Raw genomic sequence first — 23,576 nt, 5'->3', positions numbered from 1 at the left:
GCAGCGCGGCGGCTCCGGCCGGCGGCACGACCGCGGGCCAATCCGGTTGCCGGGGCGCCGCAGGCGCTCCTACGGTGGGCGGGGTGACGGACGAATCCACGTGCGCGGCGCGGCTGTTGGACGCTCAGGCCAAGGCGGCGCTGCTGTTCGCCGAGATCGAGACCCGCAACCTGGTCGCATCCGGCCTGGGTGAACGCGAGGTCAGCGACCGGGTGCGCGACCTGGCGAACGAGATGTTCGGCACCACGCACTACTGGCACAAGCGGATCGTACGGTCCGGGCCCAACACCCTCCTGCCGTACCGCGAGAACCCGCCGGACCGGATCATCGGCGCGGACGACATCGCGTTCGCCGACTTCGGGCCGATCTTCGAGGAGTTCGAGGCCGACTTCGGGCGGACCTACGTCCTCGGCGACGACCCCGTCAAGCGCCGCCTGCGCGACGACCTGCCGCTCGTGTTCGCCGCGGGCCGGCACGCCTTCGAGGCGGACCCCGAGATCACCGGCAGGAAGCTCTACGCCGAGGTCGAACGGCTGGCGGCCGACGCGGGGTGGCAGCTCGGCGGCTGGCACGTCGGCCACCTGGTCGGAGCTTTCCCGCCCGAACACGACGACTTCGCGGACGTCGACTCCCACATCGTGCCCGCCAACGGCAAGCCGCTGCGCCGCACGGACGACGCGGGCCGGCTGCTGCACTGGATTCTGGAGATCCATCTCGTCGACCGCGAGCGCGGGTTCGGGGGGTTCTACGAGGAATTCCTCGACCTGTGAGGTGGGTTCGGCGAAGCCGCTGGAGCCCGGTGGGCGGGAGCCCGGCGGAGTCCGGTGGAGCCGTTGAAGCAACGACCGCTGCGGGGAACCCGGTTGACCCCCTTGACCCCGTTGACCCGGTTGGCTTCGGTTGACCCGTTGGCCCCCACCCCCTTCCGGTGACGCGCGCGGCTCCGGCCGACGGCAACCCGCCGTAGTGGAACGATCACGGCATGGACTTCACCGCCTGGCCCCCGCTGCTCGTCGTCGACGTCGAGAGCAACGGCCGCACCCCGCCCGACCTGGTCGAGGTCGCCGCCCTCCCGATCCGCGACGGCCGGCCGGACCCGGCCACGGCGGGCGCGTGGCTGATCCGCCCGCCCCGGCCCGTGACCCCGCGCGCCGGCCGGGTGCACGGCCTGACCGACGACGTCCTCGCCGGCCACCCCGCCTGGGATCGGGTCGCCGAAGAGGTACGGGGCCGGCTCGGCACGGCCTGGATCGCCGCGCACAACGCCCACGTCGACCACCGCGCCCTGTCCGCGCACCTGCCCGGCTGGACGCCCGACGGCGTCATCGACACGCTGCGGCTGGCCCGGACCACCCTGCCCGGCCTGCCGTCGTACACCCTCGACCACCTGATCGACCATCTCCACCTCGACCTTACGGCTGCCCCCGCGCGGCGCCACCGCGCGATCTACGACGCCTACGCGGCCGCCCGGTTGCTCCTCGCGCTCGCCGGGCGCTACCCGACCTGGCCCGCCCTGGTCGCCGTCGCCGTGCCCCCCGGCCTCCCCGGCGGCCCCGGCCCCCGACAGGACCCCACCTTGTGGTGACGCTCGGCTCCGCGAGCCCGGAAATGGAGTGGCCGAGGCAGCGCGAGGGCTGTTAGCGTCCGGGCACCGTGACATCGGCCGAGGAGGTGAGACCCGTGAACGCTGTATCCGCGTGGGTGCTCCCTCCGCTCGTCACGGTCGGGCGATTGACGTAGGTGTCGTCGGGAGCGCCTCGAACCCAAGGCACTCTCGAAGGGCAACACCCTATGTATGCAATGCAGTTCACCGCCGAGTCGTCGTCGAACGGCATGGTGGAGCGGGACTTCACCGTGGGCGGGGTGCCCGGCGTGCTCTGGTCGCCGTCATCCGGCGCCGGACGCGCGCCGCTGGTCCTGATGGGGCACGGCGGCGGCAACCACAAGAAGTCACCGGCGATGTCGGGGCGTGCGCTGCGCCTCGTGGCGGATGGCGGCTTCCACGTCGCCGTCATCGACGCGCCCGGTCACGGCGACCGGCCGCGTACGGCGCACGACGAGCGGGAGATCGCCGAGCTGTACCGGGCGAGGGCGGCCGGTGAGCCCGAGGGCCCGATCGTCGTCCGCTACAACGCCCACCTGGCCGAACGCGCCGTGCCCGAGTGGCGGGCGACCCTGGACGCGCTCCAGACGCTCCCCGAGATCGGGGAGGAAGGGCCGGTCGGCTACTTCGGCCTGAACATGGGCACCGCGATCGGCGTGCCCTTCACGGCCGCCGACCCCAGGATCACCGCCGCGGTCTTCGGGCTGCACTGGCCCGACGCCCTGGCCGACCCGGCGCGGCGGATCACCGTACCGATCGAGTTCGCGATGCAGTGGGAGGACGAGCACATCCCGCGCGCGTCGGCCCTCGCGCTGTTCGACGCCTTCGGCTCGGAGCACAAGACGCTGCACGTCAACTCCGGCAGGCACAAGGAGTTGCCGCGGTTCGAGGCCGACAGCGCGGTCCGCTTCTTCGTGCGCCACCTCGGCAGCACGGCCACCCCGGCCGCCTGACCCCATCCCCCGGGCGCCCGCCCCAGCGCGGGCGCCCACCGCCGAACCCCGGGGCCGAGCATGCGGGGCCGAGCATGGGAGACTTGCACGCGAAACCGTCCACGGGGGACCCTGGACCATGGGTCCGGACGAGTGGCACCTCACCGACGACATCGACGAACTCCTCCGCCACGCAGGGGACTTCCTGCGCTCGCGCCCCGCCCTGCACACGATTCCGCTGACCGTCATGGAGACGCTGCGAACCCGGGGAGCGGCCGCCTTCGGTGGCGTGGCACCCGTCTTCGGACGGCTGGAGCGCGCGGGCGAGGTCCGTGCGGTCCTCCACCTCCTCCGCCGGCTGAACCTCACCCCGCTCACCCCCGAGCAGGCCGACGCCCTCGCCGCCCACCTGGCCGGAACCGGTCGGCTCCTCACCGGCGTCAGCGCGGACCACGACACCGCCACCGCCTTCGCCGAAGCCTGGCAGCGGCACACCGATGCGACACCGACACCCCTCAGCCGGCTCCACCTGTACCGCCTCGCCTCGCTCACCCCTCCCCACCCGCTTCCCACGGGCCGGGCCCGAGAGGCGGGTGACCAGGACCACGAGCACATCGTGCGCTGGTGCGGCGAGTTCGTCGACGCCGTCGGTGAGGCGACCACCGTGGACGCCGCCGGTTGGGCCGCCACACGTTTCGCCGGCAAGCAGTACACCTTCTGGGAGACCCCGGACGGCGCCCCCGTCGCCATGGCCGGCCGGACGCCCTTGATCGCCGGCCAGATCCGCGTGGACCCCGTCTACACCCCCCTCCGCCTGCGCGGCCACGGCTACGCGGCCGCCGTGACACTCGCAGCCGGCCGCGCCGCACTCTCCGCGGGCGCGACCGACGTCGTCCTGTTCGCGGACGCGGCCAACCCCACCAGCAACCGCCTCTACCGCCGCATCGGCTTCCGCCCCCTCGCCGACTTCACCACGTACGACTTCGCGTAGAACCCCCGCGCGCCGAACCGCACTTCACGCGGACCGGCGCCCGGCTCAAGCGGGGGTGGGTGGGATGAGGACGGCGGCGCCGTTGACGCGGTCCGCGGCGAGGTCGGCGAGGGCCTGGTCGGCGTGGTCGAGGGGGTAGCGGGTGACGGTGGCGTGGATGCCGACGCGTTGGGCGGTGGCGAGGAAGTCCCGGCCGTCCTCACGGGTGTTGGAGGTGACGCTGCGCAGGTCGCGCTCCTGGAACAGGTGTTGCTCGTAGGTGAGTACGGGGATGTCGGAGAGGTGGATGCCGGCGATGGCGAGGGTGCCGCCGCGGTCGAGAGCCGCAAGTCCCACCGGCACCAGGTCGCCGACCGGGGCGAAGAGGATCGCCGCGTCCAGCGGCTCGGGTGGTGCGTCGTAGGCGTCACGGGCGGACGACGCACCGAGTTCCAGGGCGAGTTCGCGGGCCGCGGCGGAGCGGGTCAGCACGTGTACGGTCGCACCGTCGGCGAGGGCGACCTGCGCGGCGAGGTGCGCGGAGGCCCCGAAGCCGTACAGGCCCAGCCGGCCGCCGGGCGGGAGTGCGCTGCGCCGCAGCGCGCGGAAGCCGATGATGCCCGCGCACAGCAGCGGCGCCAGTTGTGCGGGGTCGGCGTCGCCGGGGAGCGGGTAGGCGAACGCCTCGGGCAGTACCGTCATCTCGGCGAAGCCGCCGTCGGCTTCCCAGCCGGTGTAGACGGAGGATGGGCAGAGGTTCTCGTGCCCGGCCCGGCAGTAGCGGCAGACCCCGCAGGTGCCGCGCAGCCACGCACCGCCCACCCGGTCCCCGACGGAGAACCGGCTCGCCCCGTCGCCCGTCGCGCTCACCCGGCCGACGATCTCGTGGCCGGGGATGGTCAGTGGCCGGTGCGGCGGCAGGTCGCCCTCCGCCAGGTGCAGGTCCGTACGGCACACCCCGCACGCCTCGATCCGCACCTGCACCTCGCCGGGCCCGGGTGACGGGACCTCCCGTCGTACCGGGCGCAGCGGCCCCGAAGCGATCGGACCCGGCTCGCTCACCGCCCAACCGCTCAGGTCCCCCGTGCGGGCGGCCTCGAACGCCATGCCTCCAGCATGCGCCCGCCCGTAGCGCCCGGCAATCGCGCCGCGGTGTCCTCACGGCCGGCGACGGCGCGCTCACTCGGGGTGCGACGGACGCGGCACGAGGGCGGTGACCTCCTCGTATCGTCCTGGTGCGCCTGCCGCGACGGGACGTTCGCACGCTACGGTCTGGTTGCGGCGATGATGCCGCGCGACGTGGACGTGACCGGGAACCGTGCGTACACCGGCGGCTGCCGGAATCCGCACGGCCCCGCACCGCGTGACAGCACCACCAACCGAGCGCACTGACAGGAGCCGAGGACTATGTCCGCTGACATCACGCTTCCCTTCGAGAAGGGCAGCCACGTGCTGTTCATAGGCGACAGCATCACGGATGCCGGCCGCCTGACGGACAAGCCGCCGTACGGCAGCGGCTATGTGAGCCTGATCCAGGCCCTGGTGACCGCCGAGGCACCCGAACTGGAGCTGCGCTGGAGCAACCGCGGGATCTCCGGCAACACGGTGCGCGACCTCGCGGCGCGCTGGCAGGCCGACGTCCTGGACGAGCGGCCGGACTGGCTCTGCGTGAAGATCGGCATCAACGACTGCTGGCGGGGCGTGGAGGGCAAGACGGAAGAGGCCGTGCCCGTCGGAGAGTTCCAGGAGACGCTCGCCGCGCTGCTGGACCGGGCTGTTGCGGCCACCGGCTGCCGCGTCGTGCTCGCCACCCCCTACCTCATCGAGGGTGACAGGTCCGACCCGTGGCGGATCGAGTCCGACCGTTACGTGGCCGCCACCGGCGAGGTGGCGCGCGAGCGGGGGCTGCCGCTGGTCGACGTCCAGGCGGCTTTCGACCGCGTGCTCGCGCACACCGTGCCCGCCGACTGGGCCCGCGACCGCGTCCACCCGGCGCTGCCCGGCCACGCGGTGATCGCGCGCGCCTTCCTCGACACCTTCCGTGCGCTCGCCGCGGGCGACGCCGGCGCGAACTGACCTACGACGGCGCCGCGTTCGGGCCCGCTCCCGGACGCGGCTGCCGCGACCTCGGGGCCGCCGTGGTCCCCGTTCTCAGTCGCCCGGGTCCGGCGAGTCCTTTGGACCCTCCGGCTCCTCCGGCGTCTCCACAGCCGCCGCGCGGCGCCGCGGGAGGCGGTGCGCCGCGACCGGCCGGCCGCCCAGCAGGTGCTCGGTCACGATCGTCCCGGCCGCGGCCGGGTCCACGTGCCCGTACCAGACGTCGTCCGGCTGCACGCTGAGCACAGGGGCCTGGTTGCAGGGGAACTGGCAGCCGGTCTGCACCACGAGGACGTCGTCGTCGCCGAGGCCGTGCTCGCCCAGCCCGCCCACCAGGACGCGAAGCGTCGCGTCCGCGCCCTTCGCGGTGCAGCGCGGCCCGCGGCACACCAGGACCTGGTGCCGGTGACCGGTCACCTCCTCCCACGCCGTGGAGGTCAGGCCGGGCTCCTCGCCGGTGATCGGCCGGACCGAGGACGCGACGGCGTCCACGGCGTCCGGCCCCTCCGCGAGCCGGGTGGCGACCAGGACGTCCGGCCGGCGCCCGCCGTGCTCGCGCCACCAGTGGGCGGCGACCCGGCGCAGCCAGGACGGGCCGGGGCCCGTGTCACCGCACCGGACCCCGACCAGCACGACCGTTTCGGCCCCCGCGTCGGCCAGCCGGGCCAGCTCGGCCGACAAGGACGGCTCGCCCTGCTGGAGGAACGCGATCGTCGCCCCGGACCGGCGGGCCCGGTCCAGCAGTTCGGCCCGGCGGCCGGCCTCCAGCACGGACATGCCCACCAGGACCAGGGCGCTGCCGTCACCGTTCATGGCGTGGACTCCTCACGCAGCACGCCGTTCCACCGGACGTGCGGCCGGTCGTGGCGGGGATGCCGTTCCACCGTCGCGTCCACCCCGTAGACGCTGCCGATCAGTTCCGCGGTCAGCACCTCGGCCACCGGTCCGTGGGCGACCAGCCGGCCGTCGAGCAGGACGGCGATCTCGTCGCAGTAGGCGGCGGCGAGTTCGAGGTCGTGCAGCGCCGCGACCGTGGTGACGCCCAGCCCGCGCACCGTCTGGAGGAAGCCCAACTGGTGGCGCAGGTCGAGGTGGTTGGTGGGCTCGTCCAGCAGCAGCACCTCGGGCTGCTGCGCCAGGGCCCGCGCGAGCTGGACCCGCTGGCGCTCGCCGCCGGACAGGGACGACCAGCTCCGGTCGAGCAGCCCGCCGACGGCAGCCGCGGTCGCGGCGGCGGCCACCGCGCCGCGCTCGCGGGCCGCCGCCGCGCCCGGCGGCACCGGCCACCGGCCGCGGTGCGGGGTCCGGCCCAGCTCGATCACCTGACGGGCCGTCAGTGGCAGTCCGGTGTCGGCCTGCTGCTCCATGAACGCCAGCCGCCGCGCCCTGTGGCGGGCCGGCAGCGCGTACAGGTCCCCGCCGTCCAGAAGGACGCGGCCCTCGTCGGGCCGGCGCAGGCCCGCCAGGGCCCGCAGCAACGTGGTCTTGCCGGCGCCGTTGGGCCCGAGCAGCCCGGTCAGCCGGCCGGGGGAGAAGCCGAGACCCACGTCCGACAGCAGGGTGGCGGCCCCGGCCCGTACCGCGATCCCCTCGCAGTGCAGCGCGACCGGCCGCCCCGCGGTCACGCCCGTCCTCCCGCCGCGGCCCCGCGCCCCTGCCGCCACAGCAGCCACCCGAAGAACGGCGCGCCGAGGCCGGCGGTGACCACGCCGACCGGGATCTCCCGGTCGGGGAGCACCGACCGCGCCACGACGTCGCTGCCGACCAGCAGCGCGGCGCCCAGCAGCGCGGACACCGGCACCAGGACGGTGTGCCGCGGCCCGCACAGCAGGCGGACGACGTGCGGCACGACCAGGCCGACGAACCCGATGACCCCGGTCTCGGCCACCAGGCACGCGGTCATCAGCGCGGCGGTGCCCACCAGCAGCCAGCGGACGCGTTCCACCGGGACCCCGAAGGAGCGGGCCGCGGTCTCCCCGAAGGCGAACGCGTCCAGGTCCCGGGCCGCCGCGATCATGAACGCCGTGCCGGCGACGGCGACCGCGGCCAGGAACAGCGCGGTGTGCCAGCGCACCCCGGCCACCGAGCCCAGCGTCCACTCCATGACGCCGCGGGCGGCGTCCCGGTCCCCGAGCACCAGCACCACGAACGAGGTGTAGGCGGCGCACATCTGCCCCACCGCGATGCCGGCCAGGACGGTCCTGCTGCCCGGCAGCGCCCACGAACCCGCGCCGGCCAGGGCCATGACCACGGCGGCGGCGAGCAGTGCGCCGGCGAAGGCGGCCGCCGGCAGCGCGAGCGCCGCCGCCGCGCCGGAGGCGCCGACGCCCAGCACCAGCACCGTGACCGCGCCGACCGCGGCACCGTCGGAGATGCCGAGCAGGTACGGATCGGCGAGGTCGTTGCCGGTCAGCGTCTGGAGGACGGCGCCGCAGACCGCGAGCCCGGCGCCGGTGGCGGCGGCGCCGACCACGCGCGGCAGCCGCAACTGCCAGACGATCTGGTCGTCCAGCAGCGTGACGTGGTGGTCGCCCATGCCCAGCCGGCGCAGCACGACATCGGCCACCACCCGCGGCGGTTCGTGCACCGAGCCGACGGCGAGGCCGAGCAGGCACATCGCCACCAGCGCGGCGGCGGCCACGGCGAGGGCCACCGCCGCGCGCCCCGGTCCCGCCGGGCGCGCGGTGAGCGGTTCGGTCGGCTGGTCGGCCGGGCGGCCGGTGGGCGGGTCGGCCGCCGTCACGACGCGGGGTGCAGCTTGGCCAGTCCGGCCGAGACCTGGGAGGCGCCGTCGGCCAGGAGCACGCCCGGCGTCGACTCCGAGAACGGTACGACGACGAACGCCCGCTTGCGGACGGCCGTCAGCCGGCTGAGCACGGGGTCGTGCTCCAGGTAGGCGATCTTCGACTTCGCGGTGTCCCAACCGGCGTCCGCGAGGACGATCGCGTCCGGGTTCGCGGCGGCCACCTTCTCCCAGCTGACGCTCTGCCAGCCGCCCGGCAGCGAGCCGAAGACGTTGTGCGCGCCGACGGCGTCGAGGATGAGCTGCGGTCCGCCGTGGCCGGCACCGACGAAGGGGGTCTTGGTGTCGGAGTCGTACCAGAGCACGTTCAGGCCCCTGCCCGCGCCCTGGGCGGCCAGGCCGGCCAGCGTCTTCTTCTGCCGCTGCTCGATGGCGGTGGCCCGCGCCGTCACCCCGAAGGCCTTGGCGACGTCCGTGAGTTCACCCCAGACCGCCGCGAAGGACGCGGCCGGCACCTGCTTGCTGTCGGCGCAGCCGAACGGCGACAGGTAGGAGGGGATGTGCTCGGCATCCAGCTCGGCCCGGGTGCCGGCGACCTTGTCGGTGAAGGCGCTGGCGTAGGAGGCGTAGAGGAAGTCGGGGTGTGCCGCGAGCAGCTTCTCCTTGGTCGGGTACTCCTTGCTGAGCACCGGAACGGAGTCGTAGGCCGCTTTCCACTGGGCCGGGATCGTGTCGTCGAGGTAGGCGGTGCCCGCCATCCGCGTCTGGAGGCCCAGGGCCAGCGCGACCTCGGTGGCGCCCTCGTTGAGGGTGACCAGGCGCTTCGGGGGTGTGGACACGGCCGTGGTGGCGCCGCAGCTGCGCACGGTCACCGCGGCGGGGTGGCCGGACCCGGTGGAGGTGGCGGGGCCCTTCGCGGCGGGGGCTCCCGTGCAGGCGCCCAGGGCGCCGAGGGCGAGCAGGGCCGTGGTGGAGGCGGCGAGTCGGGCGGCGCGGGCCCGGCGCGGGCGCGGGGCGCGGTCGGGTCTCGGGCGCGCCCGCCGGCGTATGAGCTGATCGATGCGGTGGAACGGGTGCAGCGCGCTGGTCGGCACGTGTTCTCCAAACCCTCGTGGAAGATGTCGCGCCGTGGCCGGTCTCCTGGCTTCCGCGTCAACGCTCCGCGGCCGGCCTTCCCAGGCGACCCGTCTCGGTCCCGCCCAGTGGCCCCGACCGTCTGCACGGTCGGCGAGGGCCGCGCAACTCCGCGGCTACAGTGGCGAGGGCCGCACCGGCTTCTCCACCGGTTTCCCGTGCACCACGGCAAGCGCACGCTACCAAACGCGACAACCCGCCCGACCAGCCGGAGGGTCCCAGGTCAGCGGGACGGGCGGTCGGGCATCGGCCCGGCGGTGGCCTCGACGCGCCGGGGCCCGGTGCCCGCACCGGAAACCGCCCGTCCGGCGCGACCCGGCTTCGCCGTCGCCCGCGAGCTCGACGCCCAGGGTCACCACGTCGTACTCACCGCCCGCGGCCGCGACGCGGCGGAACGGCCCGCGGCCGAACCACGGAGCGACGGACACGCGGGACTCGCCCTGGGCCTGGACCTGTCCGACCCCGCCGGTACGGCGGCAAGCGGCCAACCACCCCGCCCGGGCCTTCGGCCGCCGCGACGCCCTGGTCGACAAGCGCCGCGCCATGCCGAACGTCCGGCCGCTGTCCGGGCCGGACGCGTAGACGGACGCGGTGCACACCCCGCTGGACGTCGCCCCGCGCTCATCCCGCCCGCCGCAGACGCGTCGGGGCCGGACGCGAGCGAACGCGTCCGGCCCCGAGGAGAACTGACGAGACGTCAGCCCGGGATGATCGAGAACGACCCGCCGTTGAGGGCGGTCTCGGTGTACGGGCCGCTGTCGATGGCCTGCGGGTTGTAGGCGTCGAACGACTGGCCGTCGACGGTGATGCCGCTGAAGTCCTGCTCGTTGAAGGACGGGTAGCTGCCGGTGGGCGACTCGATCACGGCCTCCGCGCTCGCGTCGGACGCGTTGAGCGAGGACTGCGTGGTCTTCGACCAGCCCTTGGTGGTGTCGGCCAGCTTCAGGCTGTAGGAGCCGCCGCCGTTGTCGACCACGCTGGCGGTGAACACGTCGCCGGCGTCCACCGGTTCGTTGTAGTACACGGGCGAGGCCGGGTACATCTCGTACCAGCCCGAGTACTCGGGGCCGCCGCTGGAGCAGTCCACCTGGACGCCGGTCTGCTCGACGGTCTGCGAGCCGTAGCCGTCGATGCCTATCCACGGCGCGTACAGGTCGTTCGAGGAGTTGCAGGTGACCTGGGGCATCGTCCACGAGCCGGAGATGCTGGTGAACGAGCCCTGGGCGATGTAGCCGCCCCAGTTGCTGTCGCCGGAGAAGCCGTGCAGCGGCTGGGCGAAGTGGTGGGCGCCGAACTCGACGCTGGGGGCGGCGGCGCCGGCGGGACCGGCGAGGGAGGCGCAGGACAGGGCGAGCAGCGCGGCGGCGGCGGCCCTGGTGGGGGCTGCGGTGCGGAACTTGTGCATCCGGTGAACTCCAAAGGTGTGGGAGTTGCGAGGGTGGTGGGGGGAGTCGGCCTGCCGTCCGTGGCCCGTCTGGTTGTGGGGGAGGCTGGCCGACCAGGCCGGTGTAGTGATGCTGGCGCCGGGGGCGGGTGGCGTGGAAGGCCCCGGCTGTTACCGGATGGCGCAATGGCGTGAACATGACAACACTCGGAGTGGTGACAGACCTCGGCGGTGAAAGCGCCTGGCCCCAGCGGGAGTTCGGGCCCGGGACGGCCCGGGGACGGACGCCGGCCGCCCGCGGCCAGGAGACCGCGGGCGGGTGGGGGTCACGGATATGACGGCCGGTCAGCGGTAGTAGCAGCCGCTGTCGAGGTCCTCGATCAGGGTGGGGCCGTCGGGCGTCCAGCCGAGCAGCGTCCGCGTGACGTCGCTGCCCGCGGCCATGTCCGTTCCGTAGAACTTGGTGAGCCAGCCGAAGTGCTCGGCCGCTTCGCCGGCCGGGACGGAGGCGACGGGCAGGCCCAGGCACCGTCCGACGGCTTCGGCGATCCGCCGGGTCGGGATGCCGGTCTCGGCGGCGGCGTGCAGGGTGGTGCCGGCCGGCACCTGCCGGTCGAGGGCGAGCCGTACGACGCGGGCCGCGTCGCCGTGGTGGACCGCCGCCCAGCGGTGGGTGCCGTCGCCGATGTAGGCAGAGACGCCCTTGGCCCGCGCGGTGGCCACGAGCGCGGCCAGGAAGCCGGGGTCGCCGGCGCCGTGCACGGTGGGGGCGAACCGGGCGACGACCGTGCCGACCCCGCGGTCCGCGTACTCCAGCGCGAGGTTCTCGCTGCCGCCGCGCAGGGAGTCGACGCCGTGGAACGGCGATCTGTCCTGCTCGGTCGCGACCCGGCCCGGGGTGAGGAAGGCCAGGCCGGAGGCGAGGACGAAAAGCCGGCCGGTGCCGGCGAGGGCGTCGGCTATGGCCTGTACGGTGCCGCGCTCGGTCTTGTTGGTGCCCGCCTGGTCGGCGAAGTCGTGCTTGTTGGCGAGGTGGACGACGGCCTCGGCCGCGGAGGCCGCGGCACGGATGCCGTCCAGGTCGTCGAGGTCGCCCCGGACCACCCGGACGCCCTCCGTGCCACGCAACTTTCACAATAGGAGGTTGCGTAGGATGCAAACCATGTCCGAGCGGCTCGATCTGAACCTGCTGCGCGTGTTCGACGCGCTGCTCCAGGAGGGCAGCGTCACCGCGGCCTCCGAACGCCTGCACCTGTCCATCCCGGCGACCAGCCGGGCGCTGGGCCGGCTGCGGCGGGCGATGGACGACCCGATCCTGGTGCGGGCCGGCCGGGGGATGGCGCCGACCCCCTTCGCACTGCGTACCGCGCCGCGGGTGCGGTCGCTGCTCGACGAGGCGTCGGCGCTGATCAGTGGCGACCGCGAGGTCCCGATCGCCGAGCTCGAACGCACCTTCACGATCCGGATCAACGACGGCGTGGCCGCGACCCTCGCGGCCGCGGTGGTCGACGCCACGTCCGCGGTCGCCCCCGGTGTGATCCTGCGCTTCGTCGGCGAGGGCAGCGAGAGCGTCGAGGCCCTCCGTGACGGCTCGGTCGACCTGGACATCGGCGTCGGCGACGTGGCGGCCCCCGACATCCGCGGGGCCGTGCTCTACCGCGAACGGCTGGTCGGCATCGTCCGCGCCGACAGCCCGCTGGGCCGCAACCGCCGTCCTACGCTCGCGCAGTTGTGCCGGCATCCCCACGTCTCGGCCTCCCGCCGGGGGCGCACCCGCGGGCCGCTCGACGACGCGCTCGACGCCGCAGGACTGCGCCGGCACGTGGCCGCCGTCGTGCCCACCTTCGCGGTCGCCTCGCTGCTCGTCGCGTCGAGCGGCCACGTCGGACTCGTCCCGCAACGCCTCGCCGAGCAGTACGGCCGGGCCCTCGGTATCCGCTGGTTTCCGCTCCCCGCGGACCTGCCCGAACTCGACGTACGGCTCCTCTGGCACGCCCGCCTCGACTCCGACCCGGCCCAGCGCTGGCTGCGCGAGACCATCCGCGCCGCCCTGAAATGACCTCCAGCCAAAGGCGGATGGGCGCGGTCGAGGATGCGCGCGGGCCAATTCGGGCTTGGCGGCGCCGTGTTAGGGTGCGGGGAATTTCTCGCCGGACGGATGAGGTGGACGAATCGTGCGGCCTGCTGGAGACTCCGCGAACGACGTGGGCGAAGCGGCGAAAGCGGAGTTGGGGCGGCGGATCGTCGATGTCGCGCTCCTGCGCGGCGAGTTCGTGCTCAGCTCGGGAGAGGAGAGCGGCTTCTACTTCGACAAGTACCTTTTCGAGACCCGGCCCGAACTCCTCAGCCGCGTCGCCGACTTCCTGGCCGAGCGGGTACCGGAGGGCGTCGATGTGCTCGCGGGGCCCGAACTCGGCGGCGTCGCCCTCGCAACGGCGCTGTCGCTGCGCACCGGTCTGCCGTTCGTGATCGTGCGCAAGCGCTCGAAGGGCTACGGCACCGGGCGCCTCATCGAGGGCAGGCTGGCGCCGGCGGACCGGGTGCTGATCGTCGAGGACGTGGTGAGCACGGGCGCGGAGTCGATCCGTTCCGCCCGCACGGTCGCGGAGTGCGGCGCCACGGTGGTCGGCGTGCTCGCCGTGCTCGACCGCGAGCAGGGCGGCGCGCGGAACGTGGCGGACGCGGGATTCGCGTTCGACGCGGTGTACCGGCGCGGCGAACTCGCCATGTGACGGTGCGCGGGTGGCGGTGTGCGGGTGGCGGTGTGCGGGTGGAAGTGCGCGGTGCCTGCCCGCGGCTGCGCAGGTGGCGGTGCGTAGGTGACGGTGCGGGGAATCGCCCGGGAATCACCCGGGAACCGCCGGTGCGTACACTGTCGTCCCCCGGGGTAATTGAACATCGCAACCACATGTGTTTGCTGTTGCTTGGGGGAGCAATGTTGCGAATTCACTTCACTCCTGCGGATCTTGCCCGGGTCCGGGTGGCCAGGACCCCCGACCCGCTGTGGGAGACACTGCTCGGCCTCCAGCAGTTCATCGGGCGGGACCGCACTCCTCTGGTCTACGCGCGGTGGCGGAATCAGGCGCGCACGGAGATCACCCGGCGCGGGCTCGCGCCGATGGCCCGGCTGCTGGCGATGCTGGCCCCGCCCGGCGCGCCCTACTTCCCGGACTTCCTCAACCCCGTCGAGGCGGCCGACGGGATCGCCGAGGGCATCGGCGCGCTGCGCCGTACCCCACGCGGCCGGCTGCGCGCCGAGACCGCCGTGCTCGCGCGGACCTGCCCGCCGCCGGCCGCGGCGGCCGGGTGGCTGCGCGGGCTGGCCCTGGGGGAGCAGGACCGGCTGGACGAGATCGCGGACGCCTTCCGCGGCCTCCACGACGCGGTGATCGCACCCGACTGGACCGGTGTGGCGAAGGGCGTCGCGGCGGACCGGTCCGACCGCGCCCGGGCCGTGTTCGACGGCGGGGCGCACGAGTTGCTGCGCGCGCTGAAACCGGTCGGGCGGTGGGAGCCGCCCGTGCTGCACCTGACCTACCCGGAGGACCGCGACCTGCACTTACACGGCCGGGGTCTGTACCTGATCCCGTCATGGTTCTGCTGGCGCACCCCGGTGGCGATGGCCGACGCCGACCTGCCGCCGGTGCTGGTCCACCCGATCGAGCACACCCTGTGCGCCGGTCCCGGTGTGGGCCGCGCGCACCACGCCGACGCGCTGGCCCGCCTGCTCGGCGCCACCCGCGCCCGGGCCCTCGGCGCGCTGCTGGCCCCCGCGACCAACGGCGAACTCGCCTGCCGCCTGGAGACCTCCGCGGCCTCCGCCAGCAAGCACGCGAAGGCGCTGCGCGAGGCCGGGCTCGTCGTCAGCCGCCGCGAGGGCGGCAACGTCATCCACGCGGTCACGCCGCTCGGCGCGGCCATCCTCGACGGGGCGCTGCCGCTCGCCGCGCGCTGACACCACTTGCCGGGTGCCGCGCGCCGCTCCTGCCGAGCGCTGCTCGCCGACCATTCCCACCGAGCGTCCCGCCGACCTCCCGCCGGCCCCCGCGTCAACGCCCCTGCGCCGGCGGCTCCCGCGGATACTCCTTGCCCAGGCGCGCGGCGTCGGCGGCGCGGCGGGCGAGCACGGCGTCCTTGCCCGCGGCCATCTCCCGTAGCGCGGACCTGCGTTCGCGCACGGCGAGCCGGTCGAGGTAGAGGTGGCCGTGCAGATGGTCGGTCTCGTGCTGGAGGCAGCGGGCGAAGTAGCCGCGCCCCTCGACCGTGAGAGGGGTGCCGTCCTTGTCGCGCCCGCGCACCACCGCGCGGTCCGGCCGGGCGAGCGGCACATACGGCCCCGGTACCGATAGGCAGCCCTCCGGCTCCTCCACGAGCCGGCGGCGCGCGGCCGGCACCTCGTCCAGCACCGGGTTGAGGATGTGCCCGACGTGCCGCACTCCCCACTCGTCGGTGATGTCCCAGACGAACAGCCGCAGGTCCACGCCGACTTGGTTGGCCGCGATGGCCGCGCCGCCGGCGACGTGGTTGGTGGCGAACATGTCGTCGACCAGCCGGGCCAGGTCCGCGCCGCCGAATTCCACGACCTCGCGGCAGGGCCGCGCCAGCACCTCCTCGCCGACGACGGTGATACGACGCACCGTGCCGCGCTCGACCTCGGGAGCGACGCGGGGATACGAGGCGACCGGCCGGCCCTGGACCCGTACGCGTGCTCGCGCCTGCTCCCGCGCGGAAGCACTGCCCCCGAGCCCAACTGCCATGGCCGCCAACGCCCTTCACGTCCCGCCCGACCGAATGCTTTGCAAAGTAGCACGCTTTGCAAAGCGTGGTGGCCGCTCTTCCGCAAGGTGCGACGTCCGGTGAGTCCTCTTGAGCCGCCCCCGCGCTCGCACAGCCACGGCGAAGTGGCCGGCGGCTCACGGTGACCCGAGGGAGAAGGGCGCGGACCGGGGCAGCCGGAAGGCGCGGGGACCGGGGCAGCCGGAGGGGCGGGCCGACGCGTCAGCCCTGTTCTCCGGTGTCCGGGGGCGGCGGCAGCGTCGGGTGGTCAGGGATCGGATACAGGCCGACGGCGAACCCGTGGACCGTCTCGCCGGAACGCGGCAGCGCGTCGAACTCGTGGATCACCTGCTCGACGCGCGCCCAGAACTCGGCCGCCCGCTCCTCCGAGATCCGGGCCCGCCGGATGAACCCGCGCAACTGCCCGAGCTCGTAGGCCGCGGCCGATTCCTTCGCCGCCACCTCGAAGTCGTTGAAGTCCGGCGGCAGCGCGCCGTCGGCCGTCTGCCGGCCGAGGCCGACGAAGAACATCCGCGCGGTGCGGCCGTAGTAGCGCTCGTCGATCGCCCGGACCCGGCGGGTCCGCACCACGCGCAGCAGACCGGCTTTGGCCAGGACGCCGACGTGATGCGCGACGGTGCTCTTCGGTCGCTTGACCGCGGCGGCGAGTTCGGTGACGGTCGCGGCGCGCTCGTGCAGCAGGCCGAGGATGGTGGTGCGCAGGGGGTCGCTGATGGCCCGCACCTGCGCGGCGGTGGTGAGCTCGATCGTCTCGTCAAGGTCGTAGTCGGGAGTGTTGCTCGACATGGTCGGATGAGACTAGCATCGCCGATCGTTCGAGAAATTTGGATCGTTCACGAGTCGAAAGCAGGCAAGCCATGGCCGAGGTCGTGCTGTTCCACCACGCCCAGGGGCTGACTCCCGGAGTCGAGGCGTTCGCGGCCGAGCTCCGCCGGGCAGGCCACACCGTCCACGTGCCGGACCTCTACGAGGGGCATATCTTCGACACCCTGGAGCAGGGCATCGGTTACGCGAGCCGGACGGGGTTCGGCGCCGTCTTGGAACTCGGCGTCGCCGCTGCCGCGCCGCTCGGTGGCGAGGTGGTCTACGCGGGCTTCTCCCTCGGCGTCATGCCGGCCCAGCGCCTGGCCCAGACCCGCGCCGGCGCGAAGGGCGCTCTGCTGATCAGTGCCTGCCTCCCGGTGTCCGAGTTCGGCGAGGCCTGGCCGGCCGACGTCCCGGTCCAGGTGCACGGGATGGACGGTGACCCGTTCTTCGCCGACGAGGGCGACCTCGACGCCGCCAGGGAGCTGACCGCCGCCACCGAGCGTGCCGAGCTGTTCCTCTACCCCGGCAAGCAGCACCTGTTCGCGGACTCCTCACTGCCGTCCTACGACCGGGCCGCGGCCGAGTTGCTCACCCAGCGTGTCATCGAGTTCCTCGACGGCCTGCGGTAGGCGGGGTCCGCGTCGCGGGCATCCATCGTTCAGCGGCGGGTCACGGGGCGGCGACGCGGACGGCCGTGGTCGCCAGAGTGGTGTAGCGCATCGTGAAACCGCCACCCAGGGCGTCGATCGCGTGGCCGACCGATCCCAGGATCTCGGTCAGTTGGTCGGGGCGGAGCCGGGTGAGGCCGCCGGTGGTGGGGAGCAGGTCCAGCCACTGGTCGCGCGTGTAGGGCCGCTCCCAGTCGAACCGCCGGTGTTCCGGGTCGTCGAACCGCCCGGTCCCGCGGATGGTGTCGGCGATCTTGGCGTACCCCGCCTGGTACATCTCCAGCGGGCGTCGCGCCGGTTGGGTGCTGAACGGGGAGTCCGGCGCCACCCGGCGGTAGGCGGCGGCGAACGGCTCGGCCACCTCGGCGGGCGGCTCGAAGACGTGCCCGAAGATCGCCAGGAGCCCTTGCGGACGCAGGACTTGGGCCGCCTTCGCGGCGCCGGCAGCCGGGTCCACCCAGTGCCACGACTGGGCGGCGATCAGCGTGTCGAACGCTCGGCCGGCCGGCTCCCAGGCTTCGAAGGCCGCCACCTCGACCGGCAGACCGCGGGTCCGGGCGAAGCCGGCCATCCGCGCGTCCGGCTCGACCCCGAGCACGGTGCAGCCGGCCGCCTGGAACTGGCGGGCTGCGATGCCCGTGCCGCAGCCGATGTCGAGCACGTCGGACCCCGGGCTCCCGGCGGCGATCCGCGCCACCAGGTCGTCGGGGTAGGCCGGCCGGGCCCGGTCGTAGCGCTGCGGGTCCGTGCCGAAGGACTCGGCCATCTGCCGAGCCTGGTGCAGTGGCGCCGGTTCCGGTTGCTCTCGCGGTAGAGTGGGCATGCGTTCACTTTAGTGGGCAAGCGCCCATCTGCCAACGGATGACGGGCGACCGGCGTACGAGAGGATCGGTACGTGCCGACCGGGGTACACCTGCGCGACGCGCGGCAGCAGTTGTTCGACGCCGCGGAACGCGTGCTGCTGCGGGACGGCCCGGACGGGCTGACCAGCCGGGCCGTCACCGACGAGGCGGCCTGTGCCAAGGGCGTCCTGCACCGGCACTTCGCCGACTTCGACGCTTTCCTCACCGAGTTGGTGCTCGACCGGGCCGCACGGCTCGAGACGCAGGCGCGTGCGCTGCGCGAGGCCGTCGGCACCGGCACCGTGGCCGGCAACCTCACCGGCGCGCTGGCCACCTTGTTCGGGCCGGTTCCGGTGGCGATCATCCCGCTCATCACTTTCCGGGACGAGCTGCGCGCACGGCTGCGGCAGGCCAAGCCCGGCGGCGGCATCGCGATCCTCGCCCAGGTCGCGACCGCGGTCTCCGCCTACCTGGCCGACGAGCGAGCCCTGGGTCGCATCGCGGCCGACGCCGACATCGACTCGCTCACCCTCTCCCTGGTCGGCGGCGGGCATCTCCTGTTCGCGGACCGCGACCGCGATTCCGACCTCGACCGCGACCGTAACTCCGGCTCCGGCTCCGACCGCGAGCCCGACCTCGACCCCGACCCGCCGACCATGGCCGCCGTCGACAAGCTGGTGACCACGGTGCTGGCCGACGTCCTGCGACGGCGGCCCCGCCGGACCTGAGGTGCGGCCCGCTCGGCGGCCGGACCTGACGAGGGTCCGGCCGAACGTGTCGGCCGGAACCTTCTCCCGGCAGGTGTCCCGCAGGTGCCGGGCACGTGCCGGACGGCAGGGCTCGGCGGCACGGTTGAGCGGCAGAGTTGACGGGAGGACTCAGCCGCGGCCCATCCAGGTCGCGACGTCCGCCTCGTTGCCCTCCGGGTCGGCCAGCGTCCACCAGGCCGGCGCGTGCGCGTCGGAGATCAGCCGGCCGCCGGCGGTGATCGCCGCCGCGATCCGCTCCTCCGCCTGGTCGTGGGGGACGGTGACGTCGATGTGCAGGCGGTTGCGCTCCGTGCGCGGCGCGTCCATCGTCTGGAACCAGAACGGCGGTTGGCTGCCGCCCGGGTCCACCAGGTCCTTCTCGCCCGCCGACCGGTAGCCGAGCAGGGCGCGCCAGAAGGGCATCACCCGGGGGCCGACCAGCGCGTCGATCGCGACCTGGACGGACTTCAGCGCGCTCGGGTCGGCCGGCACGTCCAGTTCCCGCGCGGCCGCCGAGATCTGCCGGGCCAGTTCGACGTCGCGCTCGCTCAACCCGTCGACCTCGTGGGTCGTCAGACGCACCGTCACCCCCGGGTAGCGCAGGTCCACGTCGGGATGGTGGTTCGCCGCGTCGGCCAGGGCGCCGATCGCGTCCACCAGCTTGACGCCGGTCGCGAACGACCCGGTGCGGAAGTGCGCGCTCGCCCCCGCGAAGAGCACTCGCCAGTCATCGACGCCGGCCGCCTCGTGGAACTGCCTCGCTGTGATGCTTTCGACCATGCGCGGCAACGTAGCACCGCGGTCGCGCACTTCGCCGTCCCCGCGGCGGCGGGCCCGCGCCCGGGTCGCCCGATTCCACCCGAGCGGCCGTCCGACCTGCCGGTTCGCGCCGCGCCGAACCCCCCCGCCCGGGCTCGCGCGCAAACCCCGCACACTCCCCTCACGGACCCGCACGCGGGCCTCACCACACCCTCACTCCGACCTCGTGCGCCTACTCTTGCAAGCCGCTGCAAGGAATCGACGAAAATGGATTCGGATATTGCGGCTCTGTATCCCAGGGGTTACGGTCCTCTGCGTCGTGACCCACGCCACTCTGCTCCCTCGACTCCCTCCGGCTCCTTGAGTCCCACTCTGTCCGCCGTCCTGAGGCGGGCGCGGTGCCGCCGGTGGAGCCGACGGGGCGGTGTGCGGAAAGGAGCAAGACATGTCCCAACCCCTCCGAAGTCTCCGGCGGGCGGCCGCCCTCGGCGGCTGCGCCGCGCTGCTCGCCTCGGCGGGCGCCCTCGCGCTGAGCGCCCCTCCGGCGTTCGCCGCCGCGACCGGCGGCAGCGGCGCGAGCCTTCCCTACAGCGAGGTGCAGGCGGAGGACTCCGCCACCAACGGCTCGGTGATCGGCCCGAGTTACGCCCAGGGCCAGCTGGCCGACGAGGCGTCGAACCGCAAGGCGGTGACGCTGCAGGACTCCGGCGCGTACGTCACGTTCACCACGCCGGTCGCCACGAACTCGATCGACTTCCGGTACAGCATCCCGGACTCCGCGGACGGCTCGGTGTACACGGCGCCGCTGTCGCTGTACGTCGACGGCACCAAGCAGCCGGACTTCACGCTGACGAACGCGTACTCCTGGTACTACGGCAGCTATCCGTTCACCAACTCGCCGGGCAGCAACCCGCATCACTTCTACGACGAGGCGCACCGGCTCTTCGACACGACGTACCCGGCGGGCACCACCTTCAAGTTCCAGGTCGACGCGGGCGACAGCGCGTCCTCCTACACCCTCGACCTCGCCGACTTCGAACAGGTCGCCGCGGCACAGTCCCAGCCCTCGGGGTCTGTGTCGGTGGTCGACAAGGGCGCCGACCCGACCGGCGCGGCCGACTCCACGGACGCGTTCAACGCCGCCGTCAGCGCGGCCGGCGCGGGCGGCACCGTGTGGATTCCGCCGGGCACCTTCAAGGTCCCGGGCCACATCAGCGTCAACAACGTCACGGTCGCGGGCGCCGGCATGTGGTACTCCACCGTCACCGGCGCGGCTCCCGGCTTCTACGGCAACTCCGCGCCGTCGCCCAGCAGCAACGTGCACCTCAAGGACTTCGCGATCTTCGGCGACGTCCAGGAGCGTGACGACAACGCGCAGGTGAACGGGATCGGCGGCGCGATGAGCGACTCGTCGGTGTCGGACGTGTGGATCGACCACATGAAGGTCGGGGCCTGGATGGACGGCCCGATGGACAAGTTGAGTTTCAGCGGGATGCGCATCCGCGACACCACCGCCGACGGCATCAACTTCCACGGCGGGGTGACCAATTCGACGGTCACCAACAGCGACATCCGCAACACCGGTGACGACGGCATCGCCACCTGGGCGGACTCCTCGCTCGGCGCCGACGCCAACGACACCATCTCGAACAACACCGTCCAGTTGCAGATGCTCGCCAACGGCATCGCGATCTACGGCGGCCACGACAACACCGTCAGCGGCAACCTGGTGCAGGACACCGGGCTGACGCAGGGCGGCGGCATCCACGTCGGGCAGCGCTTCACCTCCACGCCGGTCGGCACCACCACGATCAGCGACAACACGCTGGTGCGGGACGGCAGCCTCGACCCGAACTGGCAGTTCGGCGTGGGCGCGCTGTGGTTCGACGGCAGCCAGGGCGCCATCACCGGCCCGATCAACGTCTCCGACCTGCTGATCAAGCAGAGCCCGTACGAGGCCGTGCAGTGGGTCGAGGGCACCATCAGCGGGGTCAGCCTGAACAACGTGACGATCAGCGGGGCCGGGACGTTCGCGCTCCAGGAGCAGACCGGCGGCGCCGCGACGTTCACCGGTGTCACCGCGACCGGGATCGGCGCCTCCTCGCCGGTCTACAACTGCGAGGGGAACAACTTCGCGGTCACCGACGGCGGCGGCAACTCCGGGATCGACGGCACCCCGTACTGCGGCGGCTGGCCGGCCCCGGTCTTCCCGTCCTGAGCCGGGAACCCGGGGCCTTGCCGCCCTGATCCACCTCCCCGGTGCCGCCGGGTGCGATCCGCACCCGGCGGCACCTTTCGTTCCGTCAAACGGCCGAACGAATTCCACATGTGAGGACGCGTGAACAATGTGCCGCGCAGGGGAGTTCGGACGGTTTCCGGTCATCTTCCGCTCGACGAGGAGTCGTTCGGCGTCCATATGGCACCTTGCTAATGAACAGGCGGCCGCCGGAATTCCGGCCGGCCGCCGGACGTTGGAAGGAGCCCGACACGTGACATCCGACGAATTCCCACGGCAGGCGGCACGGCAGACCCGGCGGCGGTTCCTCACCGTGACTGGCGCGGCCACCGCACTCGCCTTCGGGGTCAACGTGGCGCACGCGGAAGCGGCGAGTGCCGCCACCCCGCTGCCCGGCGACCCGTTCACCCTCGGCGTCGCCTCCGGCGACCCGCTGCCGGACGCGGTGGTGATCTGGACCCGGCTCGCCCCGCAGCCGTACGAACCGCTGGGCGGTATGCCGTACCACGCGGTCGACGTGCAGTGGCAACTCGCCGCCGACGAGCGGTTCCGGCACGTGCTGCGCTCCGGCACCGCGACCGCGCAGCCGGAGTACAGCTACAGCGTGCACGTGGACGTGCGAGGGCTCCAGCCCGGCCGGCACTACTGGTACCGGTTCAAGGTCGACGGCCACCTCAGCCCGGTCGGCCGCACCAGAACCGCCCCCGCGCCCTGGGACCACCCGGGCCGACTCAGATTCGCCGTCGCCTCCTGCCAGTCCTGGCCGGACGGCTACTACACCGCGCACGCCCACCTCGCCGCCGAGGACGTCGACGCGGTGCTCTTCGTCGGCGACTACATCTACGAGTACGGCATCTCTGCCGCCGGCGGTCTGCGCAACACCACCGACCCGGTGCCCGACCAGTTCCGCACCGAGGCCGACACCCTCGACCGCTACCGGCTCCAGTACGCGCTCTACAAGTCCGACCCCGACCTGCGGGCCGCCCACCAGAACACGCCGTGGATCGGCACCTGGGACGACCACGAGGTGCAGGACAACTACGCGGGCCTGTACTCCAAGAGCCTCGACCCGATCGACGACTTCACCGTCCGCCGGGCCAGCGCCTACCGCGCCTACTGGGAGCACATGCCGCTGCGCACCCCCGCGCCGCAGGGCCCGGACTACCTGCTCTACCGCCGCTTCACCTTCGGCCGGCTCGCCGAGATCAACGTGCTCGACACCCGGCAGTACCGCTCCGACCAGGCCGACGGCGACCTGTGGAAGCCGGACAACCCGGGCCGTGACGACCCCGCCCGCACCTTCGCCGGCGCTCAGCAGCAGCGCTGGCTGCTCGACGGGATGCGCGCCTCGCGCGCCACCTGGAACCTGCTCGCCAACCAGGTCGTGATGAGCCGGATGGACCTGGACGCCGGCGGCACCCCCACCTTCAACATGGACGCGTGGGACGGCTACACCGCCGAGCAGACGCGCATCCTCGACGGCCTGGCCGGGCTGCGCGCCCGCAACCCCGTGGTGGTCACCGGCGACGTGCACGCCGCCTACGCGATGGACATGAAGCGGGACTTCGACGACCCCGACTCGCCCACCATCGGCGTGGAACTCGTCGCCACCTCCATCAGCAGCGGCGGTAACGGCGTGGACGTCTCCGTCAACGGCCAGAACTTCCTCGACCACAACCCGCACCTGAAGCTCGTCAACGAGCGGCGCGGCTACATCGTGGTCGAGCTGACCCCGCACGAACTGCAGGCGTCCTACCGGGCGGTGCCGTACATCGACCGGGTCGGCGCGCCGATCAGCACCATCAGGAAGTTCACCGTCGAGGCCGGGCACCCCGGCCTGAACCCGGCGTAGGGG

At 73.4% G+C, this 23,576-nt stretch carries 23 protein-coding genes and 1 riboswitch; of the genes, 12 read left to right on the top strand and 11 right to left on the bottom strand.

The features are described from left to right. The first annotated feature begins 83 nt into the window (after nucleotides 1-83). From OG370_RS08785 to OG370_RS08770, 4 genes are all read left to right on the top strand, one after another. Complete coding sequence (locus OG370_RS08785) at nucleotides 84-770, top strand: M24 family metallopeptidase (protein WP_328462301.1); 687 nt, start codon at nucleotides 84-86, stop codon at nucleotides 768-770. A 212-nt stretch (nucleotides 771-982) separates the two neighbouring features. Further along, on the top strand, nucleotides 983-1,585 hold the full coding sequence (locus OG370_RS08780) for a 3'-5' exonuclease (protein WP_328462299.1): 603 nt from the start codon (nucleotides 983-985) through the stop codon (nucleotides 1,583-1,585). 206 nt (nucleotides 1,586-1,791) lie between these two features. Continuing rightward, nucleotides 1,792-2,556: an alpha/beta hydrolase gene (locus tag OG370_RS08775; RefSeq protein ID WP_328462297.1), complete on the top strand. Its 765-nt coding sequence runs from the start codon at nucleotides 1,792-1,794 to the stop codon at nucleotides 2,554-2,556. 118 nt (nucleotides 2,557-2,674) lie between these two features. Next, entirely contained in the window at nucleotides 2,675-3,526 is an 852-nt protein-coding gene (locus OG370_RS08770; protein WP_328462295.1) for a GNAT family N-acetyltransferase, read from the top strand. A gap of 45 nt (nucleotides 3,527-3,571) precedes the next feature. Here the strand turns inward: OG370_RS08770 and OG370_RS08765 are convergent, their stop codons facing one another. Further along, nucleotides 3,572-4,612 carry a zinc-binding alcohol dehydrogenase family protein gene (locus tag OG370_RS08765; RefSeq protein ID WP_328462293.1) on the bottom strand — a complete coding sequence of 347 codons (1,041 nt, stop codon included), beginning with the start codon at nucleotides 4,610-4,612 and terminating at the stop codon, nucleotides 3,572-3,574. A gap of 300 nt (nucleotides 4,613-4,912) precedes the next feature. On the opposite strand from OG370_RS08765, the gene OG370_RS08760 reads away from it, so the two are divergent. Further along, nucleotides 4,913-5,581, top strand: a complete 669-nt coding sequence (locus tag OG370_RS08760) for an SGNH/GDSL hydrolase family protein (RefSeq protein ID WP_328462291.1) — start codon at nucleotides 4,913-4,915, stop codon at nucleotides 5,579-5,581. A gap of 75 nt (nucleotides 5,582-5,656) precedes the next feature. On the opposite strand, the gene OG370_RS08755 is transcribed toward OG370_RS08760, so the two are convergent. The 6 genes from OG370_RS08755 to OG370_RS08730 form a co-directional block, all read right to left on the bottom strand. After that, on the bottom strand, nucleotides 5,657-6,415 hold the full coding sequence (locus tag OG370_RS08755; RefSeq protein ID WP_328462289.1) for a (2Fe-2S) ferredoxin domain-containing protein: 759 nt from the start codon (nucleotides 6,413-6,415) through the stop codon (nucleotides 5,657-5,659). Then, entirely contained in the window at nucleotides 6,412-7,227 is an 816-nt protein-coding gene (locus OG370_RS08750) for an ABC transporter ATP-binding protein (RefSeq protein ID WP_328462287.1), read from the bottom strand. Before OG370_RS08750 ends, OG370_RS08755 begins: the two co-directional genes overlap by 4 nt. Beyond that, a complete protein-coding gene (locus OG370_RS08745) occupies nucleotides 7,224-8,345 on the bottom strand; it encodes a FecCD family ABC transporter permease (RefSeq protein ID WP_328462285.1) in 1,122 nt (373 codons plus the stop codon). Before OG370_RS08745 ends, OG370_RS08750 begins: the two co-directional genes overlap by 4 nt. After that, entirely contained in the window at nucleotides 8,342-9,439 is a 1,098-nt protein-coding gene (locus OG370_RS08740) for an ABC transporter substrate-binding protein (protein ID WP_328462283.1), read from the bottom strand. Before OG370_RS08740 ends, OG370_RS08745 begins: the two co-directional genes overlap by 4 nt. A 19-nt stretch (nucleotides 9,440-9,458) precedes the next feature. Then, nucleotides 9,459-9,662: riboswitch (cobalamin riboswitch) on the bottom strand. A 514-nt stretch (nucleotides 9,663-10,176) separates the two neighbouring features. Then, nucleotides 10,177-10,884 carry a G1 family glutamic endopeptidase gene (locus tag OG370_RS08735; RefSeq protein WP_328462281.1) on the bottom strand — a complete coding sequence of 236 codons (708 nt, stop codon included), beginning with the start codon at nucleotides 10,882-10,884 and terminating at the stop codon, nucleotides 10,177-10,179. Nucleotides 10,885-11,208: 324 nt separating this feature from the next. Further along, nucleotides 11,209-11,991, bottom strand: a complete 783-nt coding sequence (locus OG370_RS08730) for an NAD-dependent epimerase/dehydratase family protein (RefSeq protein WP_328462279.1) — start codon at nucleotides 11,989-11,991, stop codon at nucleotides 11,209-11,211. A 34-nt stretch (nucleotides 11,992-12,025) separates the two neighbouring features. On the opposite strand from OG370_RS08730, the gene OG370_RS08725 reads away from it, so the two are divergent. The 3 genes from OG370_RS08725 (at nucleotide 12,026) to OG370_RS08715 (ending at nucleotide 14,818) form a co-directional block, all read left to right on the top strand. Further along, nucleotides 12,026-12,922: a LysR family transcriptional regulator gene (locus OG370_RS08725; protein WP_328462277.1), complete on the top strand. Its 897-nt coding sequence runs from the start codon at nucleotides 12,026-12,028 to the stop codon at nucleotides 12,920-12,922. A 115-nt stretch (nucleotides 12,923-13,037) separates the two neighbouring features. Continuing rightward, nucleotides 13,038-13,595, top strand: coding sequence for an orotate phosphoribosyltransferase (pyrE, locus tag OG370_RS08720; RefSeq protein WP_328462275.1), 558 nt, complete (start codon nucleotides 13,038-13,040; stop codon nucleotides 13,593-13,595). 203 nt (nucleotides 13,596-13,798) lie between these two features. Next, nucleotides 13,799-14,818: a transcriptional regulator gene (locus tag OG370_RS08715; protein WP_328462273.1), complete on the top strand. Its 1,020-nt coding sequence runs from the start codon at nucleotides 13,799-13,801 to the stop codon at nucleotides 14,816-14,818. A gap of 94 nt (nucleotides 14,819-14,912) precedes the next feature. Here OG370_RS08715 and OG370_RS08710 read toward each other — a convergent pair whose 3' ends face one another. Further along, nucleotides 14,913-15,620 (bottom strand): peptide deformylase, encoded by a 708-nt coding sequence (locus OG370_RS08710; protein WP_328462271.1) that lies wholly within the window; start codon nucleotides 15,618-15,620, stop codon nucleotides 14,913-14,915. A 241-nt stretch (nucleotides 15,621-15,861) separates the two neighbouring features. Next, nucleotides 15,862-16,446 carry an ArsR/SmtB family transcription factor gene (locus tag OG370_RS08705; RefSeq protein WP_328462269.1) on the bottom strand — a complete coding sequence of 195 codons (585 nt, stop codon included), beginning with the start codon at nucleotides 16,444-16,446 and terminating at the stop codon, nucleotides 15,862-15,864. 71 nt (nucleotides 16,447-16,517) lie between these two features. On the opposite strand from OG370_RS08705, the gene OG370_RS08700 reads away from it, so the two are divergent. Then, nucleotides 16,518-17,096: a dienelactone hydrolase family protein gene (locus OG370_RS08700; RefSeq protein WP_328462267.1), complete on the top strand. Its 579-nt coding sequence runs from the start codon at nucleotides 16,518-16,520 to the stop codon at nucleotides 17,094-17,096. A 40-nt stretch (nucleotides 17,097-17,136) separates the two neighbouring features. On the opposite strand, the gene OG370_RS08695 is transcribed toward OG370_RS08700, so the two are convergent. After that, on the bottom strand, nucleotides 17,137-17,958 hold the full coding sequence (locus OG370_RS08695) for a class I SAM-dependent methyltransferase (protein ID WP_328462265.1): 822 nt from the start codon (nucleotides 17,956-17,958) through the stop codon (nucleotides 17,137-17,139). 72 nt (nucleotides 17,959-18,030) lie between these two features. On the opposite strand from OG370_RS08695, the gene OG370_RS08690 reads away from it, so the two are divergent. After that, a complete protein-coding gene (locus OG370_RS08690) occupies nucleotides 18,031-18,705 on the top strand; it encodes a TetR/AcrR family transcriptional regulator (protein WP_328462263.1) in 675 nt (224 codons plus the stop codon). Between the two features lie 150 nt (nucleotides 18,706-18,855). Here the strand turns inward: OG370_RS08690 and OG370_RS08685 are convergent, their stop codons facing one another. Further along, entirely contained in the window at nucleotides 18,856-19,506 is a 651-nt protein-coding gene (locus tag OG370_RS08685; protein ID WP_328462261.1) for a VOC family protein, read from the bottom strand. A gap of 424 nt (nucleotides 19,507-19,930) precedes the next feature. Here OG370_RS08685 and OG370_RS08680 point away from each other — a divergent pair, with 424 nt between their 5' ends. After that, nucleotides 19,931-21,703, top strand: coding sequence for a glycosyl hydrolase family 28-related protein (locus tag OG370_RS08680; RefSeq protein ID WP_328462259.1), 1,773 nt, complete (start codon nucleotides 19,931-19,933; stop codon nucleotides 21,701-21,703). Between the two features lie 271 nt (nucleotides 21,704-21,974). Then, nucleotides 21,975-23,573 (top strand): alkaline phosphatase D family protein, encoded by a 1,599-nt coding sequence (locus OG370_RS08675; RefSeq protein WP_328462257.1) that lies wholly within the window; start codon nucleotides 21,975-21,977, stop codon nucleotides 23,571-23,573. Nucleotides 23,574-23,576: the final 3 nt, after the last annotated feature.

Origin of the sequence: Streptomyces sp. NBC_00448 (assembly GCF_036014115.1) — a bacterium.
In the GTDB taxonomy this organism is placed as follows: domain Bacteria; phylum Actinomycetota; class Actinomycetes; order Streptomycetales; family Streptomycetaceae; genus Actinacidiphila.
The sequence above is the reverse complement of the archived record's forward strand: the minus strand, read 5'-3'. Positions and strand labels throughout refer to the sequence as shown.